Annotated in this window: 11 protein-coding genes and 1 pseudogene; 6 read left to right on the top strand and 6 right to left on the bottom strand. The window is 72.1% G+C overall.

What is annotated here, in order from left to right:
• Positions 1–2: 2 nt before the first annotated feature.
• The 3 genes from B4U46_RS09305 to B4U46_RS09295 form a co-directional block, all read right to left on the bottom strand.
• Positions 3–1,316 carry an MFS transporter gene (locus B4U46_RS09305; protein WP_398898361.1) on the bottom strand — a complete coding sequence of 438 codons (1,314 nt, stop codon included), beginning with the start codon at positions 1,314–1,316 and terminating at the stop codon, positions 3–5.
• 158 nt (positions 1,317–1,474) lie between these two features.
• Entirely contained in the window at positions 1,475–2,038 is a 564-nt protein-coding gene (locus B4U46_RS09300) for a methylated-DNA--[protein]-cysteine S-methyltransferase (RefSeq protein WP_079425761.1), read from the bottom strand.
• Between the two features lie 45 nt (positions 2,039–2,083).
• The gene (locus B4U46_RS09295) at positions 2,084–2,986 is read right to left on the bottom strand and encodes a glycerophosphodiester phosphodiesterase (protein WP_079425759.1); all 903 of its coding nucleotides are present in this window, start codon (positions 2,984–2,986) and stop codon (positions 2,084–2,086) included.
• Between the two features lie 267 nt (positions 2,987–3,253).
• Here B4U46_RS09295 and uvrB point away from each other — a divergent pair, with 267 nt between their 5' ends.
• The 5 genes and pseudogenes from uvrB (at position 3,254) to B4U46_RS09275 (ending at position 9,402) form a co-directional block, all read left to right on the top strand.
• On the top strand, positions 3,254–5,404 hold the full coding sequence (gene uvrB / locus B4U46_RS09290) for an excinuclease ABC subunit UvrB (RefSeq protein WP_079425757.1): 2,151 nt from the start codon (positions 3,254–3,256) through the stop codon (positions 5,402–5,404).
• A gap of 77 nt (positions 5,405–5,481) precedes the next feature.
• Complete coding sequence (locus B4U46_RS09285) at positions 5,482–6,060, top strand: TerD family protein (RefSeq protein WP_079425755.1); 579 nt, start codon at positions 5,482–5,484, stop codon at positions 6,058–6,060.
• An 89-nt stretch (positions 6,061–6,149) separates the two neighbouring features.
• Positions 6,150–6,569, top strand: a pseudogene (locus B4U46_RS40310) (TerD family protein); the annotation flags it as partial.
• Between the two features lie 467 nt (positions 6,570–7,036).
• A complete protein-coding gene (locus tag B4U46_RS40305; RefSeq protein WP_261340955.1) occupies positions 7,037–8,134 on the top strand; it encodes a hypothetical protein in 1,098 nt (365 codons plus the stop codon).
• A 281-nt stretch (positions 8,135–8,415) separates the two neighbouring features.
• Positions 8,416–9,402: a TerC/Alx family metal homeostasis membrane protein gene (locus B4U46_RS09275; protein WP_079425753.1), complete on the top strand. Its 987-nt coding sequence runs from the start codon at positions 8,416–8,418 to the stop codon at positions 9,400–9,402.
• A 23-nt stretch (positions 9,403–9,425) separates the two neighbouring features.
• Here B4U46_RS09275 and B4U46_RS09270 read toward each other — a convergent pair whose 3' ends face one another.
• The 3 genes from B4U46_RS09270 to B4U46_RS09260 all read right to left on the bottom strand — a co-directional run bounded on the left by B4U46_RS09270 (position 9,426) and on the right by B4U46_RS09260 (position 12,308).
• The gene (locus tag B4U46_RS09270; RefSeq protein WP_079431650.1) at positions 9,426–10,739 is read right to left on the bottom strand and encodes an MFS transporter; all 1,314 of its coding nucleotides are present in this window, start codon (positions 10,737–10,739) and stop codon (positions 9,426–9,428) included.
• Positions 10,740–10,946: 207 nt separating this feature from the next.
• A complete protein-coding gene (locus tag B4U46_RS09265; protein WP_079425751.1) occupies positions 10,947–11,603 on the bottom strand; it encodes an MBL fold metallo-hydrolase in 657 nt (218 codons plus the stop codon).
• 9 nt (positions 11,604–11,612) lie between these two features.
• Positions 11,613–12,308 carry a maleylpyruvate isomerase family mycothiol-dependent enzyme gene (locus B4U46_RS09260; protein ID WP_079425748.1) on the bottom strand — a complete coding sequence of 232 codons (696 nt, stop codon included), beginning with the start codon at positions 12,306–12,308 and terminating at the stop codon, positions 11,613–11,615.
• 188 nt (positions 12,309–12,496) lie between these two features.
• On the opposite strand from B4U46_RS09260, the gene uvrA reads away from it, so the two are divergent.
• Positions 12,497–15,436 carry an excinuclease ABC subunit UvrA gene (gene uvrA / locus B4U46_RS09255; protein ID WP_079425746.1) on the top strand — a complete coding sequence of 980 codons (2,940 nt, stop codon included), beginning with the start codon at positions 12,497–12,499 and terminating at the stop codon, positions 15,434–15,436.
• The last annotated feature ends 47 nt before the right edge of the window (positions 15,437–15,483 follow it).

Here is a 15,483-nt window from a genome sequence, read left to right as displayed (position 1 = left end):
CCCTACGGTGCGGCGGCCGCCGGGTGCCGCCGGGCGGTGAACAGGGCCAGCGCGGCCATCGGCAGCAGCAGCGAAGCGCCGATGGCGTTGAGCCAGCCGTAGCCGGCCTGGGACATCACCAGGCCGGCGGCCGCGCCGCCCAGACCGGCCGCCGCATTCATCGTCAGGTCGCTCAGGCCCTGGACGGCGGCCCGTGCGGGCTGCGGCACCGAGTCGGTCAGCAGCGCCGAGCCGGAGACCATGCCGGCGGACCAGCCGAGGCCGAGCAGGAAGAGACCGGCCGCGCTCTGCGCGTGGTTCCCGGCGGCCGTACCGGCCAGCAGGGCGGCGACCGAGAGCAGCCCGGCCGCCAGGCCGATCACGGAGAACCTGCCCAGCCGGTCGGCGAGCCAGCCCATGACGGGCGAGAACGCGAACATGCCCGCGATGTGCCCGCTGATCACCAGCCCGACCAGCTTCAGGCCCGCGCCGTGGTGGCCGAGGTCGACCGGGGTCATCACCATGATCGAGACCATGGTGGTGTGCGACACCGCGACGGTCAGCAGCGCGAGCCGGGCCCGTGGTGAGGCCTTGACGGCGGCGAACCCGGCACGCAGCGAGCGGCCCTGGCGGGATTCCTCGCCGGGCCCGGCCAGGGCCCGCGCGGTCAGCAGCGGGTCGGGCCGCAGCAGTACGCCGAGCAGGGTGCCGGTGAGGACGAAGACGGCGGCCGCCCACACGAAGGGCCCCGCCGTCTGGGGTATGGAGGTGCCGGCGAAGCTGTCGCTGGCCGGGGCGGAGAGGTTCGGCCCGAGCACCGCGCCGATGGTGGAGGCCCAGACGACCACCGAGATCGCACGGGCCCGCCGGTCCGGGGCGGCGAGGTCGGCGGCGGCGAAGCGGGCCTGGAGGTTGGCGGAGGACGCGGCGCCGAAGGCGGCCATGCCGAGCATGAGCAGCGGGAAGCTCTTCACGGAGGCGGCCAGCACGACCAGGGCCGCCCCGACCGTGCCGATCGCGTACCCGGCCAGCAGCCCCGCCCGGCGCCCGCGCGCGGTGGTCAGCGCGGCGAGCGGCAGGGAGACCAGGGCGGTGCCGATCACCGCGGCGGTGGAGGCGAACCCGGACAGGGCCTCGGTGCCGCTGATCTCGGTGGCCAGTACGGGGGCCAGGGCGATGCTGATGGGCACGCCCAGGCCGCCCAGCATCTGCCCGGCGATGAGCACCGCGGAGGTCCGGCGCTGGATGCGCGGCAGATCGGCCGCGGTGACGGACGACGACGCGGTCGTGGGGGTGGCGGCGGAGGCCGCGGGCGGGGTCGTGGGGGAGGCGGTCACGCCGGACACCCCCGTCGCGGGCGCGCGGGCGGGACGTCCGGGGCAGGACCGTACGCGGTGAGGCGGCAGGCGGCAGCAGTAGTCACCGCGGCAGTTTCCCACCCCTTACCGCCGAGGGGAACCGGGTAAGACGGGGCCGCGGAGATCCATCAGACCCCCTAGAACAGCGGCTGCGGCAGGACGCCCTCCAGCGCGAGCAGGGTCCGCTTGGTCTCCACCCCGCCCCCGAAGCCCCCGATCCCCCCGTCGTTCTCCACCACGCGGTGGCAGGCCACCACCAGCGGCAGCGGGTTCGAGCCCATGGCGTTGCCCACGGCCTGGGCCGCCCCGGGCTGCCCGGCCCGGGCCGCCAGCTCCCCGTACCCCACCACCGAGCCGTAGGGCACCGAGCGGTCGAGCTCCAGCAGCACCTGCCGGTTGAACCCGGAACTGAGCCGCCAGTCCAGGGGCAGGTCGAAGCGGCGCAGCGCACCCGCGAAGTAGGCCTTGAGCTGGCGTATCGGCTCGGCCAGCAGCACCTCCCGGCCCGGGTCCGGCCGCCAGGCCTCGGCGCCCAGCCGGGAGACCAGCGCGCCGATCATCCGGCCGACCCGCTCGGGCCCGGCATGGAACTCCACCCGGACCAGCCCCTCGGGGGTCGCGGCCAGGAGCAGGGGACCGATCTCGCTGGGGAGGACGGTCCATTCGAGGTGCGGCCCGCGGGGCCGCTCGGTGCTGTCCACGCCTCAACGGTACGGCGCCCCACCGACAGCCCCGCCCGCCGGCGGCTAGTAGCCGCCCACGGCCCCCCGTACGACGTCCGGCGCGTTGGTGATGATTCCGTCCACCCCCATCTCCCGCACCTTCCGGGCCGTCGCGGCGTCGTCCACGATCCAGGTGTCCACCTCCATCGTCTTGCCGTGCGCCCCCCGCAGCCGGTGCACGGCCGCCACCCAGTCGGCCGAGATCGTCGTGTGCCACGGGTTGATCCGGTCGGTGAACTCGGCGTACTCGGGCAGGCCGGCCACGGTCGGGGTGCCCAGGAAGGCCGTCACCAGGTCGGGGCGCAGCCGGTGCACGACGCGCACGGAGTCGGCGCTGAAGCTCTGCACCACCAGCCGCCGTGCGACGTGCTGGGCGTCCAGCCAGCCGGTCTCCTCCAACACCTTCAGCGTCTGCTCCTCGATCCCGGGGTAGAGCTCCGGCTTCTTGATCTCCAGCAGCAGCCGCTGGCGGTTGTCCTGGACCCGCTCCATGTACTCCCGCAGGGTAGGCACCCGGGCGCCGGCGAACCGCGGCGAGAACCAGCTCCCCGCGTCCAGCCGGGCGATCTCCGCCGCCGTGAAGTCCTTGACCCGCCAGGGCTTGCGGTCGGGGAAGACCTGCTCGACGTCGGTGGTGCGGGCCAGGGTGTCGTCGTGGATCACCACCAGCTCGCCGTCCCTGGTCCGCTGGACGTCGTTCTCGACCCAGTCGAAGCCCAGCCGCATCGCCAGGTCGATCGCCTCCAGGGTGTTCTCCGGGGCGTACGCGGAGGCCCCCCGGTGGGCGTACACGGTGGGGCCCAGGAGTCCCGTCGAGCCCGGTGCGGATCCGGGGCCGGTGGCGGCGGGCGACGCCGACCCGCCCAGCATGGTCAGGGTGAGGCCCAGGAAGGCGGCGGCTGCCGCGGCGGCGGTTCGGACGTACATGTGCGTTCTCCTCGGGTCGTGAGCCCTGTTCCTGCGTCAGACGGGTGCGGAGCGGCAGTCGTTGTGGCTGTGCACTTCACGGCGGAGCGTTCACCGCGATCATGGGCTCGAAGATCACACGGACGCCACCGAACTACGACAAACGGACCAGAAAGGGGGAGGCTCGTCCGTCCGACGGACCCTCCGGGGGCCGCCGGGTGCCCGGCGCGAGGGGGGCGGGGCGCTTGCGGGCGTCCGAGTGTCAGTGGGGGGCCGTACGGTGGAGTCATGCGGCCCGTATCGAAGATCGAACGCACGGTGGCGCCTTTCGAGGTCGTCAGCCCCTACCAGCCCAGCGGCGACCAGCCGGCGGCCATCGCCGAGCTGGAGAAGCGCATCCGCGCAGGTGAGAAGGACGTCGTCCTGCTCGGTGCCACCGGCACCGGCAAGTCGGCCACCACCGCGTGGATGATCGAGAAGCTCCAGCGCCCGACCCTGGTGATGGCGCCGAACAAGACCCTCGCCGCCCAGCTGGCGAACGAGTTCCGCGAGCTCCTGCCGAACAACGCCGTCGAGTACTTCGTGTCGTACTACGACTACTACCAGCCCGAGGCCTACGTTCCGCAGTCGGACACCTACATCGAGAAGGACTCCTCGATCAACGAGGAGGTGGAGCGGCTGCGCCACTCCGCGACCAACTCGCTGCTCACCCGGCGTGACGTGATCGTCGTCGCCTCCGTGTCCTGCATCTACGGCCTCGGCACGCCGCAGGAGTACGTGGACCGGATGGTCCCGCTCAAGGTGGGCGAGGAGATCGACCGCGACCAGCTGCTGCGCCGCTTCGTGGACATCCAGTACACGCGCAATGACGTGGCCTTCACCCGGGGCACCTTCCGGGTGCGCGGGGACACCATCGAGATCTTCCCGGTCTACGAGGAACTGGCCGTCCGCATCGAGATGTTCGGCGACGAGATCGAGGCGCTCTCCACCCTGCACCCGCTGACGGGCGAGGTCATCAGCGAGGACCACGAGCTGTACGTCTTCCCCGCCAGCCACTACGTCGCCGGCCCCGAGCGCATGGAGAAGGCGATCCGCGGCATCGAGGCCGAGCTGGCCGAGCGCCTCGCCGAGCTGGAGAAGCAGGGCAAGATGCTGGAGGCCCAGCGGCTGCGCATGCGCACCACCTACGACCTGGAGATGATGCGCCAGATCGGGTCCTGCTCCGGCATCGAGAACTACTCGCTGCACATGGACGACCGCGAGCGCGGCTCGGCCCCCAACACCCTCATCGACTACTTCCCCGAGGACTTCCTCCTCGTCATCGACGAGTCGCACGTCACGGTGCCGCAGATCGGCGCCATGTACGAGGGCGACGCCTCGCGCAAGCGGACCCTGGTCGACCACGGCTTCCGGCTGCCGTCCGCGCTGGACAACCGGCCGCTGAAGTGGGAGGAGTTCCAGGAGCGGATCGGCCAGACCGTCTACCTGTCCGCCACCCCGGGGAAATACGAGCTCTCCCGCGCCGACGGCTTCGTGGAGCAGATCATCCGCCCCACCGGCCTCGTCGACCCCGAGGTCGTGGTCAAGCCCACCGAAGGCCAGATCGACGACCTGGTGCACGAGATCCGCACCCGGGTGGAGAAGGACGAGCGCGTCCTGGTCACCACCCTCACCAAGAAGATGGCCGAGGACCTGACCGACTACTTCCTGGAGCTCGGCATCCAGGTCCGCTACCTGCACAGCGACGTGGACACCCTGCGCCGCATCGAGCTGCTGCGCGAGCTGCGCTCCGGCGAGTACGACGTCCTGGTCGGCATCAACCTGCTGCGCGAGGGCCTCGACCTGCCCGAGGTCTCGCTCGTGGCGATCCTCGACGCCGACAAGGAGGGCTTCCTGCGCTCCGGGACCTCCCTCATCCAGACCATCGGCCGCGCCGCGCGCAACGTCTCCGGCCAGGTCCACATGTACGCGGACAAGATGACCCCGGCGATGGAGAAGGCCATCGAGGAGACCAACCGGCGCCGCGAGAAGCAGATCGCGTACAACACGGCCAACGGGATCGACCCGCAGCCGCTCCGCAAGAAGATCAACGACATCGTCGCCACCATCGCCCGCGAGGAGCTCGACACCGAGCAGCTGCTCGGCACCGGCTACCGGCAGGCCAAGGACGGCAAGGGCGCGAAGGCCCCCGTCCCGGCCCTGGGCGCGGCCTCCCCGGCGAAGGCCGGCAAGGGAGCCAAGGGAGCCAAGGGGGCCAAGGCCGCCGAGGTGCTCACGGACCGTCCCGCCGCAGAACTGGCCGCCCTCATCGAGCAGATGACCGAGCGGATGCGGGGGGCTGCCGCCGAGCTCCAGTTCGAGGTCGCGGCCCGGATCCGCGACGAGGTGGGCGAGCTGAAGAAGGAGCTCCGGCAGATGCGGGAAGCGGGCCTCGCCTGACCCGTGGCCGGTCAGTAGGGTGTGGGAACGGCCGCAGGTACAGGCTGCCTGGGGGTGGCTATGGAGAGGGGACGCGCGTGACGGTCAACATGACCAAGGGTCAGGCCATCAGTCTGGAGAAGCAGGGCGGCGGCACGCTGACGGCCGTCCGGATGGGCCTCGGCTGGCAGGCGGCCAAGCGCCGCGGGCTGTTCGGCTCGCGCACCCGGGAGATCGACCTGGACGCCTCGGCGGTGCTGTTCGCCGACAAGCAGCCCGTGGACGTGGTGTTCTTCCGGCACCTGCAGAGCGACGACGGCTCGGTCCGCCACACCGGTGACAACCTGGTCGGCGGCGTCGGCCAGGGTGGGGACGACGAGGCCATCCTCGTCGACCTCCAGCGTGTGCCGGTGCACATCGACACGATCGTCTTCACGGTGAACTCCTTCACGGGACAGACCTTCCAGGAAGTGCAGAACGCGTTCTGCCGCATCGTCGACGAGACCAACGGCCAGGAACTGGCCCGCTACACCCTCGACGGCGGCGGCCAGTACACCGCGCAGATCATGGCGAAGGTGTCCCGGGCCGGCGGCGGCTGGCAGATGACGGCCCTGGGCAACCCGGCCAACGGCCGGACCTTCCAGGACCTGATGCCGGCGATCCTGCCGCACCTGTAAGCACCACGGCGCCATCGCGCCACCGCACCGAAACCGGAAGACCGGGACACCGGGAAACAAGAGAAGAAGGCACGGGGGAGGGCTGCACGATGACGGCCGAACTGGTCCGGGGGCAGAACCACCCCGTGTCCCACAGCCGGGTGGAGGTCAGGGTCTCGGCCGGCACCGCGGTGCTCGCGCTGGCCTCGGTGGCCGACGAGCAGGGCCGGCTCACCGGCCCCGGGGCCCTGGCCCACCCGGCCGCCCCCGCCCTCCCCGGGGTCCGGGTGCCCGCAGGCCCCGGCGACCGGCACACCCTGACCTTCGACCTCGACGCCGTCGCGGCGGAGGTCCACCGGATCGGCCTGCTCCTCGTCCTGCCGCCCGGCGGCCCCCTGCGCTTCGGCGCCGTCCCCGCACCGCACGTCGCGGTCGCCGAGGCGGGCGGCGCCGAGTTCGCGGCCTTCGCCCTCACCGGCCTGGACGCCGAGACCGCCCTGATCGCCCTGGAGCTCTACCGCCGCCAGGGCGCCTGGAAGGTCCGGGCCGTCGGCCAGGGGTACGCCGACGGACTCGCCGCCCTCCTCCGGGACGGGGGACTGGCCGCACCCGAGGCCGCGGCCCTGGCCGCCGAGGCCCTGCGCACGGCCGCGCGCACCGGGGACGGCGACCGCTCCCCGGCCCCCCTCCCGCCCCCCGCGCAGGAGGCCGCGCCGCCCGCGACCCCGCAGCCCCCCGCGACCGCCCCCCAGCCCCCGCGACCGCCCCGGAGCCGCCGGACCCGGTCCCCGTCTCCGGGGTCCCCTACGCCGGCACCCCCGGCCCCGCGCCGGCCGCGGCCGCACCCGCCGACGGCCGACCCGCCATCGACTACGCCCACCCGCGCCGCCGCCGCACCACCAACGAGGCACCCGAGCCGGCCCCCCGCCCCGCGGCCGCCCCCGCCGGCCCCGGCGAACCCCCCGTCCCCGTCGCCGGGGACGCCACCGGCTGGTCCATGGACGAGCGGCTCTACAACCAGGTCTGGGGCATGTTCGAGGACCTGGCCCGCACCGTCGCCGCCTACCGCAGCGCCGTCGACTTCGCCGACTCCCGGCTGGACCGCGAGCTGGACGAGGCCCTGTCCGACCCGCGCCACCGCCTGGGCGGCGCCGGCGGGGACGCCCGTGAGACCGCCCGGGCCCGCCGCGACGACCTGGTCGCCCAGGCCCGCGCCGTCCTCGACCGGGACCTGGCCCAGCTCACCGCCGAGTCCGAGGTGGTCGAACCCGCGCTCCCGGCCGCGTACGCCCGCTGGGACAACCCCGTCTGGCACGGCCAGGGCGCCCCCGAGGAGGGCCCCCTCGCCCTGCGCCTGGGGGACCTCAGCCTGCCCGAGAGCCCCGGGCTGAAGATCCCCATGCTGATGCGGCTCCCGCTGGAGCGCGGACTGTGGATCGACAACGGCCGTACCGGCTCCGAGGCCGCCATGACCATGGACACCGACCGGCTGCGCCGCGCCGCCATGGACATGGCCGTCGCGCACGCCGCCCGGCTGCTCGCCGTCCACCCGGCCGGCCGGATCTCCGTCCACGTGATCGACGCGGCCGGGGCGGGCTCCGCCGCGCTGGCCCCGCTGGTCCGCGCCGGAGTGCTGGCCGGGCCGCCCGCGGCGGGCGCCGCCGGGGTCGCGGAGACCCTCGCACGGCTGACCCGCCGGGTGGACCTCGTACAGATGGCCCTGCGCGCCGGCGCGCCCGAGGACCTGCCCGCGGACCTGGACCCGGCCGAGCAGCTGCTCGTCGTGCACGACTTCCCGCACGGCTTCGACGACCGGGCCGTCACCCAGCTGCGCTACCTGGCCGACGAGGGCCCGTCGGTCGGCGTGCACCTGCTGATGGTCGCCGACCGCGACGAGGCCTCCGCCTACGGGCCGCTGCTGGACCCGCTGTGGCGCTCGCTGATGAGGCTGTCGCCCGTACCCGACCACCACCTCGCCGACCCGTGGGTCCAGCACGCCTGGACCTTCGAGCCGGACCTCCCCCCACAGGGCAGCCGGGTCCTCGACCAGGCGCTGGAGCGCGTCGCGCAGGCCCGCCGGGCCGCCCGGCAGTAGCCGGGCGCAAGGCGGCCCATGACCCGCCTATGACCATCGAGTGACCCGCCTTTGGTGATCCCTTTACCTTTGGGTCCCTCCGCAGGTACTCTGGAGCCTGCGGAGGGGAGTATTCCTGCTATTTCCTGCGCGGCGTGCCCGTCAGTACGGACGACCCGGTTCAGTCAACGCGGTGGTCCCGGGGCGCCGGCCCGCGGCCCACGAGCCGCCCGGGTGGAAGAGACCTCCGGCAGCGATGACGCTGACCCTGTGCTGAGCCATCCGCCGGAGGCGTGAATACCGTGGACGTTTCGTTGACCCTGTGGGCCCTGACCATCGCCGGTCTGGGCATCCTCATCGGCGCCGATTTCCTCATCGGCCGCAAGCCCCATGACGTTTCCCTCAAGGAAGCGGGCACCTGGACGGTCGTCTGGATCGTCCTCGCCGTCCTCTTCGGCCTCGGCCTGCTGTTCTTCGGCGGCGGCCAGGCCTCCCAGGAGTTCTTCGCCGGCTTCGTCACCGAGAAGTCCCTGAGCGTGGACAACCTCTTCGTCTTCGTCCTGATCATGGCGAAGTTCTCGGTGCCCTCCCACCTCCAGCAGCGCGTCCTGCTCGTCGGGGTGCTGATCGCCCTGGTCCTGCGCGCGGTGTTCATCGCCGCCGGAGCCGCGATCATCGCCAGCTTCTCGTGGGTCTTCTACCTCTTCGGCGCCTTCCTCATCTACACCGCCTGGAAGCTGATCCAGGAAGCCCGCAAGGACGAGGAGGAAGAGGAGTTCGAGGAGAACCGCCTCCTGAAGTCGATCGAGAAGAAGTTCGGCGTCGCCGACCGCTACCACGGCACCAAGCTGTTCATCCGCACCAACGGCAAGCGCGTCCTCACCCCGCTGATGGTGGTCATGCTCGCCATCGGCACCACCGACGTCCTCTTCGCCCTGGACTCGATCCCCGCGATCTTCGGCCTCACCCAGGACCCGTACATCGTCTTCACCGCCAACGCCTTCGCCCTCATGGGCCTGCGCCAGCTGTACTTCCTCATCGGCGGCCTGCTCAAGAAGCTGGTCCACCTCAGCTACGGCCTGTCCGTGATCCTGGGCTTCATCGGCGTCAAGCTGGTGCTGCACGCCCTGCACGAGTCCGGGGTGCACGTCCCGCAGATCTCCATCCCGGTCTCCCTGGGCGTCATCTGCGGCGTCCTGGTGGTCACCACGATCACCAGCCTGCTCGCCTCCAGGAAGCAGGCGGCGGCCGAAGCCGCCGCCGAGGAGACCAGGAGCGTCGACGCCTGACCCGGCCGGGCCGCGCGCCCGGGCTACGCGGGGGCGGCTTCGGCCGCCCCCGCTCCCGTGTCCGCGCCCGCACCGTCCCGGACCGGGAGGGCGGCCGGGCGGGTCTCCGGGAGGAGGGCGAAGCAGCCGAGGCTGACCAGGGCCACCGCCGTCAGGTACACCGCCACGCCCCACGGCGGCCCGGAGCCGGCCGCCAGGGCCGTCGCCACGACCGGGGTCAGCGCCCCGCCCAGGACGCCGCCCAGGTTGTAGCCGACGGCCGCGCCGGTGCAGCGGATCCGCGGCGCGTACAGCTCCGGCAGGTACGCGCCGGCCACCGCGTACATCAGGACCATCGCCAGCAGCGCGCCGACGCAGCCCACCGCCACCAGCAGGGCATCCCCACTGCTCAGCAGGGCCACGAAGGGGAACATCCACAGCGCGCAGGCGGCACTGCCGGCCAGGCACAACGGCCGCCGCCCCCAGCGGTCGCCCAGGGCCGCCAGCGGGGCCGTCACCAGCCCCTTCAGCAGGACGGCGGCCATCACCACGGCCAGCATCAGGGTGCGGTCCATGTGCAGCGGGCCGGTGGTGTAGGCCAGGGACCAGGTGGTGACCGCGTAGAAGACGGCGTACCCGACCGACATCGCCCCGCCGGTCAGCAGGAGCAGCCGCCAGTGGCCGCGCAGGACCTCCGTGAGCGGGGCCTCCGCCCGCCGGCCGGTCTCGGTGAGGGCCCGGAACTGCGGGGTCTCCTCCACCGAGCGGCGCAGCCACAGCCCGGCCAGCGCCAGCAGCCCGGCGCCCCAGAAGGGCACCCGCCAGCCCCAGGCCCCGAACCGCGCGTCGCTCAGCAGGCCGGACAGCGCCAGCATCAGACCGTTGGCCAGCAGGAACCCGGTGGCCGGGCCCATCTGCGGGAAGCTGGACCACAGTCCGCGCCGCCCCTCGGGGGCGTGCTCGGCGGTCAGCAGCACCGCCCCGCCCCACTCGCCGCCGAGCCCGAGCCCCTGGAGGAAGCGCAGCAGGAGCAGCAGCAGGGGCGCGGCGATCCCGATGGAGGCGTACGAGGGCACGCATCCGACGGCCACCGTGGCCAGTCCGGTCAGCAGCAGGGAGGCGAGCAGCACCGGGCGGCGCCCGTAGCGGTCGCCGATGTGCCCGAAGACCACGGAGCCCAGCGGACGGGCGAGGAAGCCGACGCCGAACGTCCCGAAGGCGGCGAGGGTTCCCGCGAGCGGGGAGAACGAGGGGAAGAACAGCGGGCCGAGCACCAGGGCGGCGGCCGTGCCGTAGGCGAAGAAGTCGTAGAACTCGATGGCGGTCCCGGCCAGGGAGGCCAGGGCGAGCCGCAGCATGGAGGGGCCGGCGGGGCCGTCCGAGGCGGCGGGGCCGTCCGGGTCGGCCGGCGGAGTGCCGGGGGAGGGGACGGGGGGCGGGGAGGGGTGCTGTCGCATGGTGCAGCAACTACACCGCCCCGCCTCCCCGGGACATGCGTTCGGTCGAGGTCGACCGGAAGGAGCGCATGGCCGCCCGGTGTTGACGGCGGCACATGCGCCCGTGGGTCACCAGCCCCGCTCGCGCCATTCCGCGAGGTGGGGGCGCTCGGTGCCGAGCATGGTGTCGTTCCCGTGGCCCGGGTAGACCCAGGTCTCGTCGGGCAGCTGCCCGAAGATCTTGGTCTCGACGTCGTCGATCAGACTGGCGAAGTTCTTCGCGTCGCCCGAGGTGTTGCCGACGCCGCCGGGGAAGAGGCAGTCGCCGGTGAACACGTGCGGGTGCCCGTGCGGGTCGTCGTAGACCAGGGCGATGGAACCGGGGGTGTGGCCGACCAGGTGGCGGGCGGTCAGGGAGACCCGTCCGACCGTGATCACGTCCCCGTCCTGGACCGCGACGTCCGTGGGGACGGGGATGCCCTCCACGTCGAGGGCGCCCGCGTAGGTCCGCGCCCCGGTGGCGTCGACGACGGCCTGGAGCGCACCCCAGTGGTCGCCGTGCCGGTGCGTGGTGACGACCGACGCGATGCCGTCGTCGCCGATCAGGTGCAGCAGCGTGTCCGGCTCGGCCGCCGCGTCGATCAGGAGCTGCTCGCCGGTGGCCCGGCAGCGCAGCAGGTACGCGTTGTTGTTCATGGAACCCACGGCGACCTTGGAGATCATCAGGTCCGCGAGTTCGTGCACGTCGGCGGGACCGCCGACCTTCACCGCTCCGCTGTACGTCATGTCCGAATCCTAGAGCGCGGGGAGTTCGGGCACGGCGTCGCCGGACTCGATGGCGAGGTGGGCGCCCTTGGGACCGCGGCCGGCCAGCCAGCCGAGCAGGTCGTCCTGCGCGCCGCTGAGGACCACGGGGGCGCCCTCGGTGCCGCCGGTGCGCGCGACGAACCGGCCGTCCGAGTACTGGAGGGTGACCGGCGGGACGTCGGGGCGGCCGGACCAGCGGTCGGCGAGGAAGGCGATCTCCCGCTCGGCGAACTCGTCGGGCAGGTCGTGGAGCTCGTAACCGATGTTCAGGTCGACGTGGTGGAGCTCCACCTCGACGAGGCGGCGGAAGGGCACGTTCGCCGCCAGGTCGGTGACGCCGTTGCGGAGCTCGACCGTGCGCTGCCAGTCCTGGTCGGACTCGGTGGTGGCGAGGAAGCGGGCCGCGGAATCACGGAGGTCCGTCAGGTGTTCTTCCAGGGGCCGGCCGGAGTCGCGCTCGATGTCCGCGTCGCGGGCGGCGGCGCTCTCGTACATGGGGCGGCCCTCGAGGACGTTGACGAGGGCGTCGGCGTTGCGCGCCAGGTGGGCCAGGATGTGGCCGCGGGTCCAGCCCGGGAGGTGTGACTCCTGGGAGAGGGAGGCGTTGTCCAGTTTCGCGACCGCGTTCAGCAGCCGTTCGGTGGCTTCACGTACAGAGGCCAGGTCGTGCACATGATCAGTCATGGATCCGAGCCTAGTGGCCGGGAGGGCGCCGCCACACGATCGGGTGAAGCCCTCTTGCGCGTGCCGTAAATCGAATGTGCGTGCTATACGCTCGATACTCCAGACACAATCCATCGCAGAGGCGCCCCCCATACCCTGGACAGCCGGGGGCCCGTGCCCCCGCTCTCTCAAGAAAGGTGCGGACCGGCGTGACCGACCGTCTCATCGTTCGTGGCGCTCGCGAGCACAACCTGAAGAACGTCTCGCTCGACCTGCCCCGCGATTCCCTCATCGTCTTCACCGGACTCTCCGGCTCGGGCAAGTCCTCCCTGGCCTTCGACACGATCTTCGCCGAGGGCCAGCGCCGCTACGTCGAGTCGCTCTCGTCGTACGCCCGCCAGTTCCTGGGGCAGATGGACAAGCCCGACGTCGACTTCATCGAAGGCCTTTCCCCGGCCGTCTCGATCGACCAGAAGTCGACCTCGCGCAACCCCCGCTCCACCGTCGGCACCATCACCGAGGTCTACGACTACCTCCGCCTGCTCTTCGCCCGCATCGGCAAGCCGCACTGCCCCGAGTGCCGGCGCCCGATCTCGCGGCAGTCGCCGCAGGCCATCGTCGACAAGGTCCTCGCGCTCCCCGAGGGCAGCCGCTTCCAGGTGCTGTCCCCGCTGGTCCGCGAGCGCAAGGGCGAGTTCGTCGACCTCTTCGCCGACCTCCAGACCAAGGGCTACAGCCGCGCCCGGGTGGACGGCCAGACGATCCAGCTCTCCGAGCCGCCCACGCTGAAGAAGCAGGAGAAGCACACCATCGAGGTGGTCATCGACCGCCTCACGGTCAAGGACAGCGCCAAGCGCCGCCTCACGGACTCCGTCGAGACCGCGCTGGGCCTCTCCGGCGGCATGGTCATCCTGGACTTCGTCGACCTCGCCGAGGACGACCCGGAGCGTGAGCGGATGTACTCCGAACACCTCTACTGCCCGTACGACGACCTGTCGTTCGAGGAGCTGGAACCGCGTTCCTTCTCCTTCAACTCCCCCTTCGGCGCCTGCCCCGAGTGCACCGGCATCGGTACGCGCATGGAGGTGGACCCGGAGCTGATCGTCCCGGACGAGGACAAGTCGCTGGACGAGGGGGCGGTCTCGCCCTGGTCGCTGGGCCACACCAAGGACTACTTCCAGCGGCTGGTCGGCGCGCTCGCCGGGGAGCTGGGCTTCCGGACCGACATCCCGTGGGCCGGACTGCCGCAGCGGGCCAAGAAGGCCCTGCTGTACGGGCACAAGACCCAGATCGAGGTCCGCTACCGCAACCGGTACGGGCGCGAGCGCGCGTACACCACGGCCTTCGAGGGCGCCGTGCCGTTCGTCAAGCGGCGGCACGCCGAGTCCGAGAGCGACGCCAGCCGCGAGCGCTTCGAGGGCTACATGCGCGAGGTGCCCTGCCCGACCTGTGAGGGCACCCGGCTGAAGCCGATCGTGCTCGCGGTGACGGTGATGGAGCGTTCCATCGCCGAGGTCGCCGCGATGTCGATCAGCGAATGCGCCGACTTCCTGGGACGGATGAAGCTCGACGCCCGCGACAAGAAGATCGCCGAGCGCGTCCTCAAGGAGGTCAACGAGCGGCTCCGCTTCCTGGTCGACGTGGGTCTGGACTACCTCTCCCTCAACCGCGCCGCCGGCACCCTCTCGGGCGGCGAGGCGCAGCGCATCCGCCTGGCGACGCAGATCGGCTCCGGCCTGGTCGGCGTGCTGTACGTGCTGGACGAGCCGTCCATCGGCCTGCACCAGCGCGACAACCACCGGCTGATCGAGACGCTGGTGCGGCTGCGGGACATGGGCAACACGCTCATCGTCGTCGAGCACGACGAGGACACCATCAAGGTGGCCGACTGGGTCGTGGACATCGGCCCGGGCGCCGGCGAGCACGGCGGCAAGGTGGTGCACAGCGGCTCGCTGAAGGAGCTGCTGAAGAACGGCGAGTCGATGACCGGGCAGTACCTGTCCGGCAAGAAGTCCATCCCGGTGCCGGACATCCGCCGGCCCGTGAACGGGGACCGGAAGCTGACCGTCCACGGCGCCAAGGAGAACAACCTGCGGGACATCGACGTGTCCTTCCCGCTGGGCGTCCTCACGGCGGTCACGGGCGTGTCGGGCTCCGGCAAGTCGACGCTGGTCAACGACATCCTCTACACGCACCTGGCGCGCGAGCTGAACGGCGCGCGGTCCGTGCCGGGCCGGCACACGCGGGTGGAGGGCGACGACCTGGTCGACAAGGTCGTGCATGTCGACCAGTCCCCGATCGGCCGGACGCCGCGGTCCAACCCGGCGACGTACACGGGCGTCTTCGACCACGTGCGCAAGCTGTTCGCGGAGACGATGGAGGCCAAGGTCCGCGGCTACCTGCCGGGGCGCTTCTCCTTCAACGTCAAGGGCGGCCGGTGCGAGAACTGCTCCGGTGACGGCACGATCAAGATCGAGATGAACTTCCTGCCGGACGTGTACGTCCCGTGCGAGGTCTGCCACGGCGACCGGTACAACCGGGAGACGCTGGAGGTCCACTACAAGGGCAAGTCCATCGCGGAAGTCCTGAACATGCCGATCGAGGAGGCGCTGCACTTCTTCGAGGCGGTCCCGACCATCGCGCGGCACCTCAAGACGCTGAACGAGGTGGGGCTGGGGTACGTCCGCCTCGGCCAGTCGGCGCCGACCCTGTCGGGTGGCGAGGCGCAGCGCGTGAAGCTGGCGTCGGAGCTGCAGAAGCGGTCGACCGGGCGGACGGTGTACGTGCTGGACGAGCCGACGACCGGTCTGCACTTCGAGGACATCTCGAAGCTGATCAAGGTGCTGTCGGGGCTGGTGGACAAGGGGAACTCGGTGATCGTCATCGAGCACAACCTGGACGTCATCAAGACCGCGGACTGGGTCGTGGACATGGGCCCCGAGGGTGGCTACGGGGGCGGGCTCGTCGTCGCCGAGGGCACGCCGGAGCAGGTCGCGTCGGTGGGCGCGAGCCACACGGGGAAGTTCCTGCGGGACATCCTGGGGGCCGAGCGGATCTCTGACGCCGCTCCGGTCCCGCCGCCTCGGGCCCCGCGCAAGAAGGCGGCCGCCGCTCCGGCGAAGAAGGCGGCCCGGGCCCGCAAGGCGTAGCCCGGCGGGGCGGGGGCGGAAGCCGCTGCCGCGGATCCCCCTCCGCG

Origin of the sequence: Streptomyces katrae (genome assembly GCF_002028425.1) — a bacterium.
In the GTDB taxonomy this organism is placed as follows: Bacteria; Actinomycetota; Actinomycetes; order Streptomycetales; family Streptomycetaceae; genus Streptomyces; species Streptomyces katrae_A.
Note: the sequence above shows the minus strand (reverse complement) of the source record. Positions and strands in the feature narration are given on the sequence as shown.

Bases quoted from the DNA above. Each gene is read 5' to 3' on its own strand.
- B4U46_RS09295 (WP_079425759.1), bottom strand. From the start codon at position 2,986: ATGTACGTCCGAACCGCCGCCGCGGCAGCCGCCGCCTTCCTGGGCCTC.
- uvrB (WP_079425757.1), top strand. From the start codon at position 3,254: ATGCGGCCCGTATCGAAGATCGAACGCACGGTGGCGCCTTTCGAGGTC.
- B4U46_RS40305 (WP_261340955.1), top strand. From the start codon at position 7,037: ATGGACGAGCGGCTCTACAACCAGGTCTGGGGCATGTTCGAGGACCTG.
- B4U46_RS09270 (WP_079431650.1), bottom strand. From the start codon at position 10,739: ATGCTGCGGCTCGCCCTGGCCTCCCTGGCCGGGACCGCCATCGAGTTC.
- B4U46_RS09265 (WP_079425751.1), bottom strand. From the start codon at position 11,603: ATGACGTACAGCGGAGCGGTGAAGGTCGGCGGTCCCGCCGACGTGCAC.
- B4U46_RS09260 (WP_079425748.1), bottom strand. From the start codon at position 12,308: ATGACTGATCATGTGCACGACCTGGCCTCTGTACGTGAAGCCACCGAA.